The 18,696-nt window shown below is 61.3% G+C and carries 18 protein-coding genes and 1 pseudogene; 3 read left to right on the forward strand and 16 right to left on the reverse strand.

Features of this window, described 5'->3' with window-relative positions:
* Positions 1-10 precede the first annotated feature (10 nt).
* The 8 genes from nosR to AC4BCN_RS20565 all read right to left on the reverse strand — a co-directional run bounded on the left by nosR (position 11) and on the right by AC4BCN_RS20565 (position 7,952).
* Complete coding sequence (nosR, locus tag AC4BCN_RS20530; RefSeq protein ID WP_490491625.1) at positions 11-1,336, reverse strand: response regulator c-di-GMP phosphodiesterase, NosR family; 1,326 nt, start codon at positions 1,334-1,336, stop codon at positions 11-13.
* 20 nt (positions 1,337-1,356) lie between these two features.
* A complete protein-coding gene (locus AC4BCN_RS20535; RefSeq protein ID WP_490491626.1) occupies positions 1,357-2,820 on the reverse strand; it encodes an ATP-binding protein in 1,464 nt (487 codons plus the stop codon).
* A gap of 14 nt (positions 2,821-2,834) precedes the next feature.
* Complete coding sequence (locus AC4BCN_RS20540) at positions 2,835-3,674, reverse strand: HDOD domain-containing protein (protein ID WP_490491627.1); 840 nt, start codon at positions 3,672-3,674, stop codon at positions 2,835-2,837.
* Positions 3,671-4,003 carry a hypothetical protein gene (locus AC4BCN_RS20545; RefSeq protein ID WP_490491628.1) on the reverse strand — a complete coding sequence of 111 codons (333 nt, stop codon included), beginning with the start codon at positions 4,001-4,003 and terminating at the stop codon, positions 3,671-3,673. Before AC4BCN_RS20545 ends, AC4BCN_RS20540 begins: the two co-directional genes overlap by 4 nt.
* Positions 4,000-4,866: a response regulator gene (locus AC4BCN_RS20550; protein WP_139089847.1), complete on the reverse strand. Its 867-nt coding sequence runs from the start codon at positions 4,864-4,866 to the stop codon at positions 4,000-4,002. The genes AC4BCN_RS20545 and AC4BCN_RS20550 overlap by 4 nt, the downstream gene beginning before the upstream one ends.
* Before the next feature lie 147 nt (positions 4,867-5,013).
* Positions 5,014-5,466 carry a hypothetical protein gene (locus tag AC4BCN_RS20555; RefSeq protein ID WP_490491629.1) on the reverse strand — a complete coding sequence of 151 codons (453 nt, stop codon included), beginning with the start codon at positions 5,464-5,466 and terminating at the stop codon, positions 5,014-5,016.
* A gap of 93 nt (positions 5,467-5,559) precedes the next feature.
* Entirely contained in the window at positions 5,560-6,813 is a 1,254-nt protein-coding gene (locus tag AC4BCN_RS20560) for a DEAD/DEAH box helicase (protein ID WP_490491630.1), read from the reverse strand.
* An 80-nt stretch (positions 6,814-6,893) separates the two neighbouring features.
* Positions 6,894-7,952, reverse strand: a complete 1,059-nt coding sequence (locus AC4BCN_RS20565; RefSeq protein WP_490491631.1) for an Lnb N-terminal periplasmic domain-containing protein — start codon at positions 7,950-7,952, stop codon at positions 6,894-6,896.
* Positions 7,953-8,133: 181 nt separating this feature from the next.
* Here AC4BCN_RS20565 and AC4BCN_RS20570 point away from each other — a divergent pair, with 181 nt between their 5' ends.
* The gene (locus tag AC4BCN_RS20570) at positions 8,134-8,817 is read left to right on the forward strand and encodes a hypothetical protein (RefSeq protein WP_338679242.1); all 684 of its coding nucleotides are present in this window, start codon (positions 8,134-8,136) and stop codon (positions 8,815-8,817) included.
* Between the two features lie 22 nt (positions 8,818-8,839).
* On the opposite strand, the gene AC4BCN_RS20575 is transcribed toward AC4BCN_RS20570, so the two are convergent.
* A complete protein-coding gene (locus tag AC4BCN_RS20575; protein WP_490491632.1) occupies positions 8,840-10,009 on the reverse strand; it encodes a mandelate racemase/muconate lactonizing enzyme family protein in 1,170 nt (389 codons plus the stop codon).
* Between the two features lie 99 nt (positions 10,010-10,108).
* Between AC4BCN_RS20575 and AC4BCN_RS20580 the strand changes: the two genes are divergently transcribed.
* Together AC4BCN_RS20580 and motA are read left to right on the forward strand one after the other, a co-directional pair.
* On the forward strand, positions 10,109-11,023 hold the full coding sequence (locus AC4BCN_RS20580) for a LysR family transcriptional regulator (protein ID WP_490491633.1): 915 nt from the start codon (positions 10,109-10,111) through the stop codon (positions 11,021-11,023).
* A gap of 48 nt (positions 11,024-11,071) precedes the next feature.
* A complete protein-coding gene (gene motA / locus AC4BCN_RS20585) occupies positions 11,072-11,935 on the forward strand; it encodes a flagellar motor stator protein MotA (RefSeq protein ID WP_128142545.1) in 864 nt (287 codons plus the stop codon).
* A gap of 15 nt (positions 11,936-11,950) precedes the next feature.
* On the opposite strand, the gene AC4BCN_RS20590 is transcribed toward motA, so the two are convergent.
* From AC4BCN_RS20590 to AC4BCN_RS20620, 7 genes and pseudogenes are all read right to left on the reverse strand, one after another.
* Entirely contained in the window at positions 11,951-12,349 is a 399-nt protein-coding gene (locus tag AC4BCN_RS20590; protein WP_456150438.1) for a VOC family protein, read from the reverse strand.
* Between the two features lie 163 nt (positions 12,350-12,512).
* A pseudogene (locus AC4BCN_RS20595) lies at positions 12,513-13,850 on the reverse strand (aminotransferase-like domain-containing protein); the annotation flags it as partial.
* Between the two features lie 9 nt (positions 13,851-13,859).
* The gene (locus AC4BCN_RS20600; protein ID WP_490491634.1) at positions 13,860-14,444 is read right to left on the reverse strand and encodes a LysE family translocator; all 585 of its coding nucleotides are present in this window, start codon (positions 14,442-14,444) and stop codon (positions 13,860-13,862) included.
* Positions 14,445-14,993: 549 nt separating this feature from the next.
* Positions 14,994-16,156 (reverse strand): IS3 family transposase gene (locus AC4BCN_RS20605; RefSeq protein WP_338682225.1). Its coding sequence is split into 2 segments (ribosomal slippage): positions 14,994-15,901 and positions 15,901-16,156, totalling 1,164 coding nucleotides; the frame shifts between segments, so codons are not numbered across the junction.
* 51 nt (positions 16,157-16,207) lie between these two features.
* The gene (locus tag AC4BCN_RS20610) at positions 16,208-16,642 is read right to left on the reverse strand and encodes a hypothetical protein (protein ID WP_338679246.1); all 435 of its coding nucleotides are present in this window, start codon (positions 16,640-16,642) and stop codon (positions 16,208-16,210) included.
* Between the two features lie 99 nt (positions 16,643-16,741).
* Positions 16,742-17,335: an MltR family transcriptional regulator gene (locus AC4BCN_RS20615; RefSeq protein ID WP_338679247.1), complete on the reverse strand. Its 594-nt coding sequence runs from the start codon at positions 17,333-17,335 to the stop codon at positions 16,742-16,744.
* Positions 17,336-17,576: 241 nt separating this feature from the next.
* A complete protein-coding gene (locus AC4BCN_RS20620; RefSeq protein WP_338679248.1) occupies positions 17,577-18,254 on the reverse strand; it encodes a hypothetical protein in 678 nt (225 codons plus the stop codon).
* Between the last annotated feature and the right edge of the window lie 442 nt (positions 18,255-18,696).

Raw genomic sequence — 18,696 nt, forward strand, 5'->3', positions numbered from 1 at the left:
CCTTCCCGCCTTAGCCTTCCTTGACGGGCGCGTACACGCGGATGCTCAGGCGTCCGCCATTCTTGCCTTCGAAATCGAGCAGCTGGGAAATCACGCGGGCAGTCAGCACGTGTTCGGCCGCCAGCAGCATCAGGCCGTCGCGGCTGATCAGGTCGCGCGACAGCACCATGCCCGGCTCCAGCTGGCCCGACAGCACGGTCAGGTCGCGCGCCGGCGGTTCCGTTTCGTCCATGATGCTGCGGAAAGCGGCCACGACGGCCGGGTCGTAGCGCTTGCCGACGCTGTCGTAGATCAGGGTGCGGGCCTCCTCGGCGCGCAGGCTGCGCTGCACCATGGCGCCGATCTGCAAGCCGTCGTAGTCCGATGCCAGCGCCAGGATGCGCGCGCCCATCGGAATGGCCAGGCCCACCAGGCCATCGGGAAAGCCGCCGCCGTCGAAGCGCTCGAGCTGCGAGCGCAGAATCACGGAGACGGCGCGCAGCTCGTCGAGCGCCATCAATAATTGTTCGGCGCGCAGCGGATGTTTGCGGAACGCGGCCAGCTGCTCGCCCGTCCAGGCGCTGGCCGGCAGTTCCAGCACGTCATCGCTCAAGCTGAGCTTGCCGATATCCTTGAGCAGGGCCGCGATGAACACGTCGCGCGCATCCTGCCCTTCCAGGCCCAGCGCCTGCGCCAGCTTGCGCGCCAGCTCGGCCACCCGCCGCGCATGGCCGGCCAGCTTGCCGCCGCGCATTTCGATCAAGTTGGAAAACACCTTGATGGTCGTCACGAACGTGGCCTTCAGGCGCTCGTTGGCCGCCTGCACCTCGTCGTGCGACTGTTTCAGCTGCTGCGTGCGCGTGGCCACCTTCGCTTCCAGGCTGGCGTTGAGCGCCTGCAGCTCCACGTTCTGCCTGGCCGTCAGCGCTTCGAGGCGCAGTTTTTCCTGCTCCAGCGCGCGCCGTTCCAGCGCGTGGCGCACCACCAGCACGATATCGTTCTCGTCCCAGGGCTTGGTCACGTAGCGGTAGATCTCGCCCTGGTTGATGGCGTCGAGGATGGACTGGATGTCGGCATAGCCGGTCAGCAGCAAGCGTATGGTGCCGGGCCAGCGCTGGCGCACCTGGGCCAGGAATTGCGCGCCATCCATGTGCGGCATGCGCATGTCGGAAATGACCAGGTCCACCGTCTCGCTCTCGAGCAGGGCCAGGCCGGCCGCGCCGCCATCGGCCGTCAGCACGCGGTAGCCGTGCGGACGGAACAGCCGCCGCAACGACGACAGGATATTCGGCTCGTCGTCGACGCACAGGATGGTGGGCGGCGCGGCCGCGATGCTGGCGCTGGTACTGATGCTCATACTCATGCTGTCCTGTTCGGTCATGGTGCAACGGCCTGCGCCTGGCGCATGGGCAAGGTGATGCGGAAGGTGGTGCCGCGGCCGATGACGCTGCGCACGTCGATGCGGCCGTGATGCTTTTGCACCGTGGTGTAGGCCAGCGACAGGCCCAGACCCGTACCCTTGCCGACGGCCTTGGTGGTGAAGAACGGATCGAAGATGCGCGACAGGTGTTCGGGCGCGATGCCGCCGCCCGTGTCCTCGACCTCGATCCACACTTCCGTCGCGTTGTCGCTGCCCGTGCGCAGGGTGATGCGCCCGCGCTCCTCGTTCATGGCATGGGCGGCATTGACGACCAGGTTCATGATCACCTGGTTCAGCTCGGAAGGCTGGCATTCGATATCGGGAATGTCGCCATACTCGCGCACCACGTCGGCCTTGTACTTGACCTCGTTATTCACGATATTGAGCGTGGTATCGATGCCCTGGCGCAGGTCGGCCCAGACCCACTCCTGGTGCGCATCCGTGCGCGAAAAATCCTTCAGGTCCTGCACGATGCGGCGCACGCGCGAAATGCCCTCCTTCGACTCGCCCATCAGCATGGGAATGTCGGTGCGCAGGAAATCGAGGTCGATCTGTTCACGCAGCGCCCGCAGGCGCGCCGCCACCACGGGGTCGGCGACGGCCGGCTCGGCTTCCTCATAGGCGTCGAGCATGCTGAACAGGTCGTCCAGATAGCCTTCCAGGGTGCCGAAATTGGAAAACACATAGCCGATGGGATTGTTGATCTCGTGCGCCACGCCGGCGGCCAGCTGGCCGATCGATGCCAGTTTTTCCGACTGCAGCAGCTTTTGCTGGGCCAGCGACAGCTTGCTGTTCAATTCCGTCAGGGCCAGGTTACGCTCGCGCAATTCCAGATCGGCGATCTGGCGCTGGCGGATATCGTCGGCCAGGCGCTCGTTCATTTCGGCCAGCTGGGCCGTGCGCTCGGCCACCAGGTGTTCCAGGTTGTCGTGCGCCTTGCGCAGCGCCAATTCCGCAAAGCGCCGCTCGCTCACGTCGCGCAGGGTTTCGATGGCGCCCACCAGACGCCCCTGACGGTCGCGCAGGGGCGCCGCCGTGAAATGCAGCCAGTGGCCGTCGGGGCCGATATGCGCAAAGAAATCCTCGGCCTCGTAGGCGCCGGGGATCACGGAAGAGCGCTTCAGCTTGCCAAGGTAGCGGTCATTTTCACCGAGCGCGATATCATCGGCCACCAGCAGGTCGGCCAGGCAGGCGCGCGGCTGCATATAAAACGCCTTCCAGTGGTCGCGCGTGCCGACCATCTCCGCGGCCGTAAAGCCCAGCAACTGTTCGCAGGCGCTGTTCCAGTGCGTCACCACGTGGTCCGTGTCGATGGCGAAAGTGGCCACGGGATGGCCGTCGAAAAATGCCGATAGCGCGACGGAATCACCCTGGCGGCGCTCCGGCGTGGCGGGCAGCACCTGCCCTGCGTCTGTTTCCATGGCCTCTTTTTTGTTCATGCCAGCATGATCCGCGACATTTCATCGAAAGTGTGTTCCGTTTGTCCCAGCAGCGCCAGCCAGGCCTGTTCGTCCAGGGCGATGCTGCGCCAGCCCGCAGGCGACAGGGGCGGCACCAGCGCATCGTCGACGCCGGCCAGGTCGAGCGCCAGGGCGACGGCATTGGCCAGATGCACGGCCAGCGGCAAGCCGCCCACTTCCAGACGGTCGATGCTGTGATGGTCGGCCACCGCCTGCTGTATCGCCTCGGGGAACTTCCAGTAGGCGGCCAGGGCGCTGCCCACCTGCGCGTGATCGATGCCGATGACGGCCAGTTCCGCATCGGCCATCTGGCAGTCATGCGCCTGGCGGTAGCTGCGCACGAGCGCATGCTCGGCCGGGAAGCGCGTCACCAGCACCAGGGTGCCCAGGTCGTGCAGCAAGCCGGCCGTGAACGCCGTTTCGGGATTGACGCGCAAGTGTGGCGCCAGCAGGCGCGCGGCGACGGCCGTGGCCAGCGAATGGCGCCAGAATGCCTGGAAATCGAAGCCGCCGCTGACGGGCGCGAAGCTGCCCGTCAGGGCGCAAGCCGTCACGACGGTGCGGATGCTGTGAAAGCCCAGCACGGAAACGGCTTGCGGGATGCTCGTGACCTTCGATTGCATGCCATAGAACGAGGAATTGGCGATGCGCAGGGTCTTTGCCGCCAGGCCCTGGTCCAGCTCGATCTTTTGCGCCAGCACGTGCACGTCCGTGTCGTCCTGGTCCATGCTCGACAGCAGCTCCAGCACCACCACGGGCAGCGAAGGCAGCTCCTGGATCTGGCGGATGATGTGTTCAAAACTGAGCCGTGTCATGTGGCGCCCCCTTGCCGGTAGCGCTGCAGCAGCGCCAGCAGTTCGGCCCCGGCGGAATCGGCCGGCGTGGCGCGGAACAGCACGGCCAGCCGTTCCAGGCGGCGCAGCCGTTCCTGCTCGGCATGCGCTTGCGCGACGGGGTCGACCACCTCGTCCATGACGACGTGGCAGCTCTCCACATTGCGCCTGCGCAAGGCCGTCAGGTTCGCCGCCGTCAAGGTGGCGCCCTGGGCCAGCAGCACGGTGCCGCTGGCATCGCTTAGCGCCTGCGCCAGCACCATGCCTTCCTGCGCCTGTTCCATGGAAATCTCGCGACCGCCTTCACTCATGTACCCACTCCATGGCGACTGAGGGTGACGAGACTGCCGCGCGAACGCGAATGCAGGCCCATCGGATGGACGGCCACGGCATACGGCTGGCCATCGATGGCGGCCAGGCGAGGTGCGCCCTGCCCGTCGAACAGCTGCGGCAAGACGATCGCCGCCTCGTTGCCCAGCAGGGCCGCGCCCCGTTCGAACAGATTGGCCGCCGCCGCGTTGATGAAGGCGATCATGCCATCCTCATCGAGCCCGATCACGGGCAGCGGCAAAAATTGCAGCAATTCGCGCGCGATGCCGAGGCTGACTTCGTCGCGGCTGATCTGATGCTGCTGCTGGCGCACCAGCGCCTGCATGGCGGCATTGGCCGCCGCCAGCGCCTGGTTGGCGTCGCGCAGCTGCGCATTGAGGCGCGCATTGTCGTCGTCGATGCCCTTCAGGCGAAAGGCTTCGGCGATATGTTCGCGCAACTGATGGTCTTCCCAGGGCTTGGTGAGGAATTTGAAGATGGCGCCCTCGTTGACGGCGTCCGTGACGGCTTGCAATTCCGTATAGCCCGACAGCATGATGCGTATCGTTTGCGGACACAGCAGCTTGGCCTTGCGCAGGAAGTCGGCGCCCAGCATGCCGGGCATGCGCTGGTCCGAGACGATCACGTCGACCGTATGGCCGGCCAGCACGTCCAGCCCTTCCTGGCCGCTGTTGGCCGTCAGGATATGGTAGCCATCGCGCCGCAGCAAACGCTTGAGGGAAGCGAGGATATTCGGCTCGTCATCGACCAGCAGCAAGGTGCGCGGCGGGGCCACGGCCTGCTGCCCGGCATCCGCCGCCAGCGCCGCAGTACCCGGCATGCCATGCTCGTCGTGCACATCCATCGGACCATCCTCTCATCGCCATGGCGAAATCGGAGCTTGCCTGGAGGGGGAATCTGCCGCACGTGACAATCTTGCTAGTCTTGCGCGGCAGCCAGCTTGCGTTGAAATTATACGACTAAATATTCCCGTATGACACTAATCCGGCACTTATCCGCGCTGTGCAGGACAAGGCGTGTCGCGGTAAAACACAAAACCGCCCAGGCCGATGGCCTTGGTATCGGCGTTCACGCCATACACCAGCGTGCTCTTGTCCGCCTCAATGCGTAACAGGTTCATATGTTGGACGATTTGCGCGTGCGATAGTTCAAGCGACGGCGTCGGCGCCAGTTGCAAACGCAGTTCGGACGCGGCGCCATCGTACGCCCAGCGGCCCGGGTTGAAAAAGACGAAACCGCCATCGAAACGCAGGCTGCCATCCTTGAACTGGGTCAGGCAAATGCCGGGAAATTCGCTGGGCGGGTTGTACCAGGTGGCGGCCACGGCGGCATCGGCAGGCGTCTTGCCCGGCATCTGCATGCCGGCCGAACCATTGTTTCCGCCCATGCCGGCGCAACCGGCCAGCGCCAGCGAGCAGGTGGCAGCGGCCATCCGTTTGATCATGATCCTGTGCATTCCCGTCCCCTTGCTTTATAGAAACATCATCTTAAAGCGGGACGGCTGGCCGTTCAAGCGGCTAGCGCACATAAGGCGGATTTAATTGCCCTCGGCCGCCTTGGCAGCCGCTTCGCGCAATTTGTCCTTCTTGCTCTTGCGCGCGCCCTTCACGCCGCCATTCACCGTGTCCGTGACGGGGTTCACCGGTGCGGGCAATTCCGTCGGCTCGAAACCGGCCACCACTTCGCGCACGATGCGCAAGTCGTTGCGGTTTTCGATCAGGCGGAAATGCGCTTCCGTATCGGCCGTCACGAAACTGATGGCCGTGCCGCTTTCGCCGGCGCGGCCCGTACGGCCGATGCGGTGCGTGTAATCGACGGCCGAACGGGGCAAGTCATAGTTGACGACGGCCGGCAAGCCGGCGATGTCGATGCCGCGCGCCGCCACGTCGGTGGCCACCAGCACCTGCAAGCGGCACGCCTTGAAGTCGGCCAGCAGCTGGCTGCGCGTGCCCTGGCTGAATTCACCGTGGAAGGCGCCCACGTGCAGGCCCGCGCGCTGCAGCTTGTCGGCCACGTGTTCGGCCGCGTATTTGGTGGCGACGAACACCAGCACGCGCTCCCACTGCTGCTGCAGGATCAGGTAGCGCAGCAGCTGCGTGCGGCGTGGCACGTCTACCGTGATGGCGCGCTGCACGATGTCGGGCTTGTCCTGCGGTTCGGACGCCACCTCGATGCGCACGGGTTCCTTGAGCAGGCTGTCGGCCAGCGTCTGCACGCTGTCGGGGAAGGTGGCCGAGAAGAACAGGTTTTGCCGCTGCTTGGGCAGCAGCGCGAGGATGGCGTTGATCTCCTCACTGAAACCCATGTCGAGCAGGCGGTCGGCCTCGTCGAGCACAAACAGCGACACGCCGCCCAGCTTCACGGCGTTCTGGCGCACCAGGTCCAGCAAACGGCCCGGCGTGGCAACGACGATATCGGCGCCGCCGCGCAAATCCATCATCTGCGGATTGATCGACACGCCGCCGAACAGCACGGAAATCTTCAGTTTGATCGGCAACGGCTTGGCCAGCGCGTGCACCGTCTGCCCCACCTGCGCCGCCAGCTCGCGCGTGGGCACGAGGATCAGTGCGCGCACCTGGCGCGGGCCGGAAACGGGCGCCATCAGCGCCTGCAGCAGCGGCAGCGCATAGGCGGCCGTCTTGCCGGAACCCGTCTGGGCCGCGCCCAGCACGTCGCTGCCGCGCAGGATGGCGGGAATGGCGGCCGCCTGGATGGCCGTCGGCGCGGCATAGCCGGCCTTGTCAACGGCGCGGACCAGGGCGGGAATCAGACCCAGTGAGGAAAATGGCATAGCGGGCCTTCTTTATTCGTAAAGTGAGACCGGCCGCGAAAGGCGGCCGGTCGGATATGGTGACAGTATAAGGCAGACAGCTACTGCGTGGGCATTTGCAGCTTCGGATAACCCGCGTCATCGTAGCCCGGCATGCCGCGGCGGATCGCGTGCGAAAAATCCGCATCGCCGTTGGCCGCCCGCGCGCGTGCCGTGACGTGGCCCCCATCGCGCAGCTGCTGGAAGGTCTGGCCGGGCACCAGGCCCTGCACGTCGAACAGGTAGCGGTCCAGGTAGCCCGAGGCCATCAGCCGGTAGTCGAGCGGCAGGCCCGGCACGATGCGGCGCACCATCTCGAAGACGATGGTGGTGCAGTTGGCCGTCAGCGTATTGTAGAACTGCGGCTGGTTCTTCAGCGCTTGCGCCTCGTCCAGGTAGGCGAGAAACAGTGAACGCATGGCCGCCTTGGGCATCATGACGCGGTACAGGTGCATGTCCTCGCCGCGCGCATTCGTGCGCACGCGCAGGATGTCGCGCTCGTCGGCGGCGATCAGGCTCATCTCGAAATGCTTGAAGAAGCCGCCGATGGCGGAAAAACTCTCGCCCTTCTCCTTGCGGATCTCGATGGAGAACGTCAAAAAGCGCCCGTCCGCAAAGCCGAACGAGATCAGCGTGTGCGCGATGTACGGCCCCGTCCAGTACGACAGCGCCGTGTCCACCGTGCGCAGTTCGTCGAGGTCGTAGCTGCGCTGCTCCCACTTGACCGTGTAGTCGTCATCGCTGCGCCAATCGAAATTGCGTACATTGTCCAGGGTGACGAGATTGCCTTTCACGGAGCCCGTCACATTGCGCGCCACGTCGTCGGCCCACACACGCTGCTGTTTCGGCGCGATCAGGCTCCACCACACGAGCAGCAGGATAAAACCGGCCGCATACGGCAGCAGCACGCGCGCGTCGCCGCGCGTCCACCACAGCGCGATGCTGGCCACGCCCAGCGCAGCCCACAGCAGCGCGCCGATGGCTTGCGCCGCCGTGCCGCCGGACAGCTGGTACCACAGCGCCAGCGCGCCCCACAATGCAGTCAACAGGATAATCAGGGAAACGGCCATTTTGCCGAGGGTGGCCAGCACGGAGCGGGCACGCAGTGATAAGAAAGTCATGCCGTGATTATAGTGGCAAGCTCAGGAACAGGTGAGTTCAGGCAAGTTTCGCTGCAACAGGAGGCTGCAGTAAAAGCATTGCTTGCCTGCCAATTTATTTCATGAGAGCATGTTGCCAAATAAAATGTATAGACAAGGCTGCCTGTCACGGCAGCGATACCTTGCCATCCCAGGAGACACCTTGCAGCCCCCTTCCCTCTACGCCCTCGCCGGCAGCCTCAATTCCCTTTTCATCGTCGTCAGCCTGTTTGGCTTGTGGTCGCAGCTGCAAAAAATCTGGCAGCGCAAGCGCGATGCCGGCATCGGCGCCGGCAAGACGACGGACATCCTGTCCATCAACCAGTTCACCGTCAGCTTCCTCGCGTATTGCGCCTTCTTCGTGTACGGCTATTCGATCACGCCATTCAACCACTACATCGTCTGGCCCCGTTTGATCGCCTCGCTGATCGCATTGGGCATCCTGTATGAAATCGACCGCGACCGCCGCAGCCGGGCATCGCGCAATGCGCTGCTGGCCTGCGCGCTGCTACTGGGCGCGGGTGTGGCGGGATTGCTATTCGGCCCCACCTTCACCGATGAAAAGCGCGTGATCTCGCAAAGCCTGATCGTCGCCGTCACCGTGCTGCTGGCGCAGGGCTATGCGCACCAGATCGGCCTGATCTGGCGCTCGGGCAGGACGGGCGCCGTGTCCCTGAAAATGAGCCAGTTCATCCTGGCGATGGATGCCAGCACCATCTTCTTTGCCTGCGTCATGGGCCTGTCGACGGGCTGGCCCTTGCTGCTGCTGGCCAGCGTGAGCGCCACGACCAAGCTTGCCATCATGTGGCTGTTCCGCTGGGGAAGACCAGTTCCGCCGCACACATGAAACGGCAGGCGCCGGCCTGAGGCTAATGCCCGCTCAGCGCGCGCATTTCCGCATACAGGTTCGCCTTGCCCTCGAAGCCGATGCCGACGAGGTTCGGCATGGTGATGTGGCCATTTTCGACCTTGACGCCATCGGGAAAACCGCCGAAGGGCTGGAATAAATCGGGATACGATTCATTGCCGCCCAGGCCCAGGCCGGCCGCGATATTCAGGGACATCTGGTGGCCGCCGTGCGGGATGCAGCGGCTGCGCGACCAGCCGTGCTGGTGCAGCATGTCCAGCGTGCGCAAATATTCCACCAAGCCGTAGCTGAGGGCGCAGTCAAATTGCAGCCAGTCACGGTCGGCGCGCATGCCGCCATAGCGGATCAGGTTGCGCGCATCCTGCATGGAAAACAGGTTTTCGCCCGTCGCCATCGGCTTGTCGTAATAGCTGCGCAGGGTGGCCTGCAGCTCGAAGTCGAGCGGGTCGCCCGCCTCTTCATACCAGAACAGGTCGTACTGGCGCAGCGCCTTGGCGTAGGCGATTGACGTATCGAGGTCGAAGCGGCCGTTCGCATCCACGCACAGCTTTTGCCCATCCTGCAGCACATCCATGATGGCGTCGATACGGCGCAAGTCGTCATCGAGCGAAGCGCCGCCGATCTTTTTCTTGACCACCGTGTAGCCGCGGTCGATATAGCTACGCATTTCATCCTGCAGGGCGGACAGGCTCTGGCCCGGGTAGTAATAGCCGCCCGCCGCATACACGAAGACTTTTTTATCGGGCACGCCCGTGCCGTGGCGCTCGGCCAGCAGCTGGAACAAGGGCTTGTTGTCGATCTTCGCCACGGCATCCCAGATGGCCATGTCGATGGTGCCGATGGCCACCGAACGCTCGCCATGGCCGCCCGGCTTTTCATTCGTGTACATGCAATCCCACACCTTGTGCGGATCGAGGTTGCCGCCGTCATCCGTGACGAGCGAAGCAGGATCGGCGTCGAGGATGCGGGGAATGAAACGCTCGCGCATCAGCATGCCCTGGCCGTAGCGGCCATTCGAATTGAAGCCGTAGCCGACGACGGGCTTGCCGTCGCGCATCACGTCCGTGACGACGGCCACCAGGCTCAAGGTCATCTTGCTGAAATCGATATAGGCGTTGCGGATGGGGGAAGAGATGGGGATGGTCTTTTCGCGGATTTCAACGATTTTCATGCGGGTCTCCTGTGAATGAAAGCAATGACGCCAGCTTAGTCGCGATAGAGAGTCGTATAATCAATATCAATTTAAACCATTATTCAATTGAAGTTAATAATGAAAAGCGACGCCACGACGGAAATGGCCTTCTTTGTGCTGCTGGCCAAGCTGGGCAGCCTGTCGGCCACGGCGCGCGAACTGGGCATCACGCCGCCCGCCGTCAGCAAGCGCCTGCAGCTGATGGAGCAGCGCCTGGGCGTGCGTTTGCTCAATCGCAGCACGCGGCGCATCAGCCTGACGGGCGATGGCGAAAGCTATCTGCAGCAGGCGCGGCAGATCCTCGACGATATCCGCGCCATGGAGGAATCCCTGGCCAGCGGCAGCGCGGAGCCGCGCGGGTTGCTGCGCGTGAACGCCACCCTGGGTTTCGGACGCACGGTGATCGCACCCCTGCTATCGCAATTCGCCCTGCGCCACCCGCAGCTGGAAGTACAGCTGCAACTGACGGACAGCCCCATCAACCTGGTCGAGCAGGCGTACGACCTGGGCATCCGCTTCGGCGACTTGCCCGACACGCGTTTGTCCGCGCGGCGCATCATGTCGAACCGGCGCTTCCTGTGCGCTTCGCCCGCCTACCTGCAGGCGCACGGCACACCTCAAACCCCCGACGACCTGGCGCGGCACCGCTGCATCGTGCACCGGCAGAACGACGACGCCTACGGCATCTGGCGCTTGAGCCGTGGCCGCGCCACCCACACGGTGAAAGTACGCGGCACGGTGGCCAGCAACGATGGAGACGTGGTGCTCGGCTGGGCCCTGGACGGCCACGGCATCCTGCTGCGCTCGGAATGGGACCTGGCCCGTTACCTCGACAGCGGCCGCCTGCGCGTGGTACTGGAAGACTACGCGCTGGCACCGGCCGACCTGTACGCCTATTATCCGAGCCGCCACCAGCTGCCCGCCAAAGTGCGCGCTTTTATCAATTTTCTCATCGGGCAGTTGCAGCCGGACTCGGCCAATACGGGAAAATAGGGTTACACTACAATATTGCGATATGGCAATAATATGAAGGAGTAGGTTTTGCTAGTCATACTCGGATTTCTCGTCGTGCTGTTTTCCGTCTTCGGCGGTTTCGCCATGCAGGGCGGGCACCTGGGCGCCTTGTTCCAGCCGCTGGAACTGCTGATGATCGGCGGCGCCGCGCTGGGCACCTTCTTTGTCGGCAATGACGCCAAGGCCATCCGCGCCACGTTCGCCGCCCTGCCCACCCTGTTCCACAGCTCGCAATACACGAAGGCGCGCTATATGGAGCTGATGGGGCTGATGTATGAAATCCTCAGCAAGATCCGCAAGGAAGGCTTGATGTCGGTCGAGGACGATATCGACGACCCGTACCGCAGCCCCATCTTCGTGAAATACCCGTACACGCTCGGCGACGAGCACATCCTGGAATTCATCACCGATTATTTGCGCCTGATGGTGTCGGGAAATATGGACGCTTACCAGATCGAAAACCTGATGGATAACGAGATCGAGACGCACCATGAAGATGCGGAAATGCCGATCCAGACGATTTCGCAGCTGGCCGACGCCATGCCCGCCTTCGGCATCGTGGCCGCCGTGATGGGCGTCGTGCACACGATGGCCTCCGTCGGCCTGCCGCCGGCCGAGCTGGGCGTGCTGATCGCGCAGGCGCTCGTCGGCACCTTCATCGGCATCTTGCTGGCCTACGGCTTCATCGCGCCGCTGGCCAGCTTGCTGCGCCGCAAGCACCATGAAACGGCGAAGATGTACCAGTGCGTGAAAGTCACCTTGTTGGCCAGCCTGAACGGCTATGCCCCCGCGCTGGCCGTGGAATTCGGCCGCAAGGTCATTTCCGCCACGGAACGCCCGTCATTCAGCGAACTGGAAAACCACGTGCGCCAGGTGCGCACGAAGAACTGATTCCAGCGGTTCGCGTCAGGCTTCCGGCGCCGTCCAGACCAGGTTCCACAGGTGGCCATCGATATCCTCGAAGCCCTGGTCGTACATGAAGCCATGGTCTTCGGGCGGATGCGGTATGCGGCCACCGGCGGCCTGGGCCTTGGCGATCAGGCTATCCACCTCTTCCCGGCTTTCGCAACTGAGGCAAATGACGACTTCATTGGCCTCCTTCGCATTCGCGACGGGTTTGCCGATCAGCGACTGGAAGAACGGCTCGGTCGTCAGCATGGCCTCGATGTTGCCCTCGACGATATTCATGAACGCCGCATTCTCGCCGCTGTAGCGGGAATTGAAGGTGAAGCCGAGGGCGGCAAAGAAGGCCCTGGATTTGTCCAGGTCCTTTACGGGCAGGTTGAGAATGATCTGTTTGTGCATAGCGCTTCCTTGCTCCCTGGTTGAAGAGTGGATCATGGGTGAAGGCTACCGGTGCGTCCTCCTGCAACGCGTGGACAAGGCTTGAGCGCGCGCCAGCCACCGCGCGCAGGCGTTCTTCAAGGTAGGCGCTCACGCGCGGATGCTGGCTGAAGGCGACGTTGAAGCGGATGTGCTGGTCGGGCGTGTCGTTGGCCGAGAACGCTGAGCCGCGCATCAGCAGGATCTTGTTGCGGTAGGCGTCCTGCACCAGCAAGTCCACGTCCAGCCCTTCGGGCATCGTGCCCCACAGGAAAATGCCTGCATCGCCCGGCTGCTCGAACAGCACGCCGGCCGCGCTCAATTGCCGCGTGCTGGCGTTGCGCGCCACCATGATCTTGCGTTGCAGCCGCTCCAGGTGCTTGCGCAGGTTGCCGGCCTTGAGCACTTCCAGCAGCACGTATTCATTCAGCGCAGGCAAGGTCATGATGGAATGGATCTTGGTGCGCATCAGCAGCTTGAGCAGGTTGGGCGCCGCGGCCAGGTAGCCCATGCGCAGGGCCGGGCTCAGCGCCTTGCACAGGCTCGAGTAGTAGATCACGCCGTCCAGTCCGGACAGCGATGCGAGCCGCGTGCTGTGACCGTGCTGGAAATGGCCGTGCACGTCGTCTTCGGCGATCAGGAAGCCATACTGCTGCGCCATGATCAGCACCTTGTGCAGGTTGGCGGCGCTGCTGCTCCAGCCGGTGGGATTGTGTAAAGCCGTCTGCATGAACAGCAGGCGCGGACGGTGCGCGCGGCAGGCCGCGTCCAGTTCGTCCAGGTCGAGGCCATCGGGGTGGCGCCTGATTGGCACCAGGCGCACGCCGTCCTGGCGCAGCCGGCCGAACATCAGGAAGTATCCGGGGTCTTCCACCAGCACCGTATCGCCGGGCTGCAGAAACGTGCGGCAGATCAGATCGATGGCATGGGTGCCGCCGAAAGTGGTGAGGATGTGGCTAGCGTCCGCGGCGATGCCGATGCCGCGCAACAGCAGCGCGATCTGCTCGCGCAGTTCGGCCAGCCCTTGCGGCGGACAGCGCGAGGCCATGCCGGCCGTGCTGCGCGCCAGGCCACGTTGCACGGCGGCCGCCGGCAGCGCGTCCTGCAGCCACGTGGGCGGCAAGGCGCCGCTGCTGGCCAGCAGCACGCCCGGCCGCTGGTCGTTCACTTGCTGGCTCAGCCAAACCGGCTCCTGCTCCTGGCCCGCTTCCAGCGCCACCTCGTCGGGGACGGCGCGGCTGGCGTCGGTGGGCGCGCAGATGAAGAAGCCCGCCGTGCCGTGCGTATCGATGACGCCTGCGGCCACCAGCCTGTCATACGCCACTACCACGGTGTTGGTGCTGACCGCGAGCTGCGTGGCGAGCTGGCGGATCGACGGCAGCCTGGTCCCGCCAGGCAGGACGCGTTGCGCGATCTGCTGGCGCAGTGCGGCCTCGATCTGCTTGAACAGGGCAATGGGCGAGGAGCGGTCGATGGCGAACATGGTGGCAGTCTAGCGTAAAAACATCAGGGCGAGGACCAGCAGAATGGCCCCCATCGTCAAATTGAATATGCGCTGGTTGCGGGGTGCCTTCAGCACGCTGCGGATCGAAACGCCGAACAGCGCCCACATGGCGTTGCACGGCATGCCCACCACGGTGCCGGTCATGGACACCAGCAGCGCGCTGGCGAGCATATTGCCCTGCGCAGGCATGAAGACGGACGCCATGGTGACCGCCTTGAGCCAGCTCTTCGGGTTCAGCGCCTGGAACAGCGCCGCCTGCGCAAACGACACGGCCCGCGGTGCGCCGGTCCCTGCCACCGACGCGCCGGCAAGCTTCCAGGCCAAGAACATCAGGTACAGCGCGCCCGCGATCCGCAGCACCTGCTGCGCCATCGGGTACGCAACGAAGACGCTGCCCAGGCCCACGCACATGAGCATGGTCTGCACGAAGATGCCGGCCTGGATGCCGAGGATCACCGGCAGCGCACCGCGATAGCCGAAGTTGGCGCCGGTGGTGGCCAGCATGACGTTGTTCGGTCCGGGCGTGGCGGACATCACAAAGCAATAGCTCATCAGGGGCAGGAGTTCGGTCATGGCAGGCAGTCGCAGCGTGGAGAAGGCCCCAGTCTAGAAGCGCGGCACGGCAGGGACAAGGCACAAGGCGCCGCATGCAAGCACATGCTGTATCAGTCGAACGACTGCTACAGCGGACAGGCCGCTCCGCACGGATCAACTACAGAAACGTCGTTTCATCTGTTACCGCTGCAAGCTGTTCGTGCATGTCACCCCTCTCCGCCCGTACGGCGGGGGATGACCAGCTCTTGCTTGAGCGCGGCAAGAGTCTCTGTTGGGCAGGAGATAAACAGGCCAGACCCGATCTCGTCGTTGGACCAAGCAGCAACGAGATCGCACACCAGGAATCTGGCAAGCCTCATAGGCCCTGCCATGCCCAATCGCGTTCTCATCTGCCAAGCACTATGGATCAGCACTTAGCTACCGGTGGCGCTTTGCCCCAATGGCACCGTCCGATTCCGCCCCGTTGCTGCCATTCACGTTGTCTAAAGTTTTAGATCAGCGCCATATTGAAACCTTGGAATGATGGGCAGGTTAATCGCGCCCAAAGCGCAACACTCGCTGTAGTGGTCAACCCATCCTGGACACTGCGTTAAGTTTTTCTTCGGCGACGGCCGGTGCCAATCCGTGATTAAACTGATGTGGCCGTATCCAGTTATACCGGTGCATCAGGTAATGGCTGATGTCCCGTTGTGCTTCCTGTGCCGTCATGTAACCAGTTGACGGCAGCCATTCAGTTTTGAAGCTGCGGAACAGCCGTTCCATCGGGGAGTTATCCCAACAATTTCCCCGACGGCTCATACTCTGTCGTATCCGATAGCGCCACAAGCGCTGACGGAATTTTCGACTGGCGTACTGGCTGCCTTGATCCGAATGAAACAGCAGGCCCTGCGGTCGACCTCGCTGCTCGTAAGCCATTTCCAGCGCTTGCACAACAAGGTCGGCGTCGGGCCGTAGCGAGAATGCCCAGCCCACCGCTCGGCGAGCGAACAAATCCAACACCACTGCCAAGTAATACCATCGGCCTTGCGCCCAGACATAGGTGATGTCTCCGCACCAGGCCTGATTTGGCGCCTCGACTGTGAATTCACGATTGAGGTGGTTCGGAATATCGACCCGCTCCACCGTAGCCTGCTTATAGGCATGGCTGCCAGGCTGTTTGCAGACCAGCCCTAGCTCTTCCATCAAACGACTGACTTTGAAGCGGCCAATTGCCGTGCCTTCCTCGCGCATCATGCCCATGATGCTGCGGCTTCCCGCCGAACTGCGACTCTCGACGAACAGCTCGTGCACGCGGCTACGCAATGCCATGCGCTCAACATCAATGTGCCGGGCGCGCTCCCGATGCGCGTACAGGCATGACCGCGCTACGTCGAACACCGCGCAGATCAACTCGATTGATTCGTTACCACAAATCTGATCGATTACCTCGTACGTTCTATCCCTTCCGACATCAAGAGCGCGGTAGCCTTTTTTAAAATGGACTTCTCCCGCTCGAGACGCTCAATGCGCGCTTCGAGTTCCTGTATTCGCTGCTGATCAGGCGTCATTGCCTTACTCTGTGGCGTGATGCCTTGCCGTTCCAACTGAAGCTGCTGCACCCAGCGGCGCAGCACTGATTCGCCGATGCCGACCGAACGGCTTGCCTCCGTATGGCTATATCCTTGATCCAGTACCAGGCATGCCGCCTGCTGTTTGAACTCAGGGGAAAACGTACGTCTTTGCTTGCTCATCAAACACCTCTCCATGGCGAGCATTCTCGCCTAAATTAGTGTCCGGGTACATTAAACCACTACAAAGTCTTTGGAATTTAGCAGGATCGGCTTAAGCGTCACTCGACTCTCAAGGATGTCAATGCTTGCCGCCAAGTTTTCCGGATCAACATCTGTGATTACGGCAGAAAGTATCTTTGATGTTATGCCCGTACTGAGCGACAGCGGGCGTTCGTAGTCCGTGGTCGAAACTGGCACATTGCCAGAGTTAACGAACTTGACGATCAGCAGGCAAATGTCTCGCGCTGGATGACCGTCATAGAGAACTTGCAATCGACCTTCAAGCTCTTCCCTAACTGTCAACAATTGGTTCTTTGAGATTACTTCGTAGGAAAGAGTCTTCCGTTGACGTTGCAGCCAAAAGACGAGGAATGTAGCGGCCAAGGCGGCTACCGCAAGCACGACACCTACGAACTGCCAAGCTGGGTCGCGGAAAAATTCTAGCATCTTGATCCCAAGTGATTAATTATGTTGCCGTTTAGATTGGTTCAAATCCAAAGGAATGAAACCAGCTGCATGGCCGCTTCTGGCCGATACTGGTAACTGTCATGAAGCCTTACCTTCCTTGTCTTGTTCTTCTTCTACTTCCATTAACGCTTTCTTAGCATTCTCACGTGCCTTCACCTTCTCCTCCTCTGTTGGCCGATCATCAGGTTTAACCGTTGGAGCGACCGATTTAAGTGCTGTCATATGCAGACGGCCCAAGATTCCACTACAGGCCGCAGTGAAGTGGGACCGTGGCCGCGACTCTTTGGACTGATAAGAGAACCCCAAGTTACGGCAACGATCAGCAATTGACTGTGTGTCAAAGGAAATTAAGTTCGCATCATGCGCGAATTCATTTCGAATCTTCCTGATAGTTTCGAGATCCCCCCGACATTCGGCTGAAATTTTTCCTAAGTAAAACGCCATTTTGATGCGTGACGAAAACGTCGCAAGGGGAGAATTGCCTTCGAAGAGTTCACTGTCGATTTTCTTGCTGTTAACTAAAGAGAGGAACAGTAGATCGGATAGCGCTTTGTCCAGATAGGCAGACGCAAAAAGAGCACATCCACGATCCGACTCGTTCGTCAAAGCACGCCTGAACGCGGCAAATTCAGCAAACTGCCTCATGAGAAATTCTTTGGTAGCTTCTGACATGTGACTCCTGACGTAAAATGCTAAATATCGCAAATTGGCAATATATTTTGAACAATCTCGGCGAAATATACTTCGTGATTAGGGGACAGTTTGGACCGCGAACAGCTCATTGTTCGGACAAACGCCACGCGGGCCACGTTCGGCAGCTATTGGCCGATTGTACTCGTTCACTAAGCATCCGCCGCGTAGCTGAAATCGGGTTGGCCATTGATAACATGGTCGCGCCAGCCGTGGTCCCAGTTCACTTCGCCGCGCAGCGCCTAACAAGTTCATCTCGATGCTCGAAGAAACGCATGTTTTTCATCGCAAAGGTAGTTCCACACTTTGTACACAAACAAGCCTTTGCCTCGGTAAAGGTACTCTCCTCGCCAACCGCACCGCATTCCTGACATAGCCAAACCCATGGGAATTTCTCGGAAAGAGGTAACGTGCAAAGGGCGATGAACTGCTGCGCGACCATGCGTATGCAGTCATCGGATTTCTTAAGGTCCAATGCGCCATTGAAGCAAATGTAATCTGATCTTCTTCTTTCTATCGGCTCAAGGTCACGTGAAAGGTCTATCCAAATCCAATGAATATACGGTTCATTGTGATCGTCTGCGAGAGTCAGCATTTCAATCAAGCAGTCCCACGGTTGCGTAATACCACGCAACATTCGCTCGCATAAGCTGCTTGAATATGCGCAAAGAGCGACGTACCATTCACTCTGCAATTCGAGCCCCAAGTCGCCTACGCATGACAGAAATAACCGTTCAACTTGATCAGGATCGATATAGGCATCCCAGCGGTAGGCCACCAACTCCCAAATACTGGGGACATCACAACCTCCTTCAAGCAATTCATTTGCCCAATCAACATAGGCGTCAGCTTTTAGCTGCCGATCATCAATTCTTCTAAAAGCTAGTTCCGCGAAATCCACTTATGCTCCTTGCAGGGTTTCGGTCTCCGTGGCTAGGTGCTCGGGTCAGCTAACCACTGTCTGCAACTGGCCGAAAACGGCACTTCAATAATAATCATGCAAGTAATTCCGTTCAGAACTCATTTGCTACGCACAAGTCTGCAGGTAACGAACTAGGCGAAAGCTCAAGCAGTGCCGGTGGGATAAATTCAATATTGCTCGCCGTATCTTGGTCTAGGCAAGAGTAATCAACCAGAAAATGAGCAACGTGGCTAAGATAATGGATGACGAGATTCCGGTATGGCTCACTTACTCGAGCATGAGTGACTGCCAAAAGCGCATCGTATGACCTCTTCAGAAAGATTGGAATCACGGAGTAGTTCTTGCTCAAGAATAGAGCCGTAACTTGGTTCACATAGCACACTAACCCATAAGTCGGACTAGCCATGCGGTAGCATTGGTC

This window comes from Janthinobacterium sp. Bl 1, assembly GCF_058215535.1.

What these genes read in the sequence shown, in the direction of transcription:
- nosR (WP_490491625.1), bottom strand. Translation starts at nt 1,336, where the DNA reads ATGAGCATCAGTACCAGCGCCAGCATCGCGGCCGCGCCGCCCACCATC.
- AC4BCN_RS20535 (WP_490491626.1), bottom strand. Translation starts at nt 2,820, where the DNA reads ATGGAAACAGACGCAGGGCAGGTGCTGCCCGCCACGCCGGAGCGCCGC.
- AC4BCN_RS20540 (WP_490491627.1), bottom strand. Translation starts at nt 3,674, where the DNA reads ATGACACGGCTCAGTTTTGAACACATCATCCGCCAGATCCAGGAGCTG.
- AC4BCN_RS20545 (WP_490491628.1), bottom strand. Translation starts at nt 4,003, where the DNA reads ATGAGTGAAGGCGGTCGCGAGATTTCCATGGAACAGGCGCAGGAAGGC.
- AC4BCN_RS20550 (WP_139089847.1), bottom strand. Translation starts at nt 4,866, where the DNA reads ATGGATGTGCACGACGAGCATGGCATGCCGGGTACTGCGGCGCTGGCG.
- AC4BCN_RS20555 (WP_490491629.1), bottom strand. Translation starts at nt 5,466, where the DNA reads ATGATCAAACGGATGGCCGCTGCCACCTGCTCGCTGGCGCTGGCCGGT.
- AC4BCN_RS20560 (WP_490491630.1), bottom strand. Translation starts at nt 6,813, where the DNA reads ATGCCATTTTCCTCACTGGGTCTGATTCCCGCCCTGGTCCGCGCCGTT.
- AC4BCN_RS20565 (WP_490491631.1), bottom strand. Translation starts at nt 7,952, where the DNA reads ATGACTTTCTTATCACTGCGTGCCCGCTCCGTGCTGGCCACCCTCGGC.
- AC4BCN_RS20575 (WP_490491632.1), bottom strand. Translation starts at nt 10,009, where the DNA reads ATGAAAATCGTTGAAATCCGCGAAAAGACCATCCCCATCTCTTCCCCC.
- AC4BCN_RS20580 (WP_490491633.1), top strand. Translation starts at nt 10,109, where the DNA reads ATGAAAAGCGACGCCACGACGGAAATGGCCTTCTTTGTGCTGCTGGCC.
- AC4BCN_RS20590 (WP_456150438.1), bottom strand. Translation starts at nt 12,349, where the DNA reads ATGCACAAACAGATCATTCTCAACCTGCCCGTAAAGGACCTGGACAAA.
- AC4BCN_RS20600 (WP_490491634.1), bottom strand. Translation starts at nt 14,444, where the DNA reads ATGACCGAACTCCTGCCCCTGATGAGCTATTGCTTTGTGATGTCCGCC.
- AC4BCN_RS20610 (WP_338679246.1), bottom strand. Translation starts at nt 16,642, where the DNA reads ATGCTAGAATTTTTCCGCGACCCAGCTTGGCAGTTCGTAGGTGTCGTG.
- AC4BCN_RS20615 (WP_338679247.1), bottom strand. Translation starts at nt 17,335, where the DNA reads ATGTCAGAAGCTACCAAAGAATTTCTCATGAGGCAGTTTGCTGAATTT.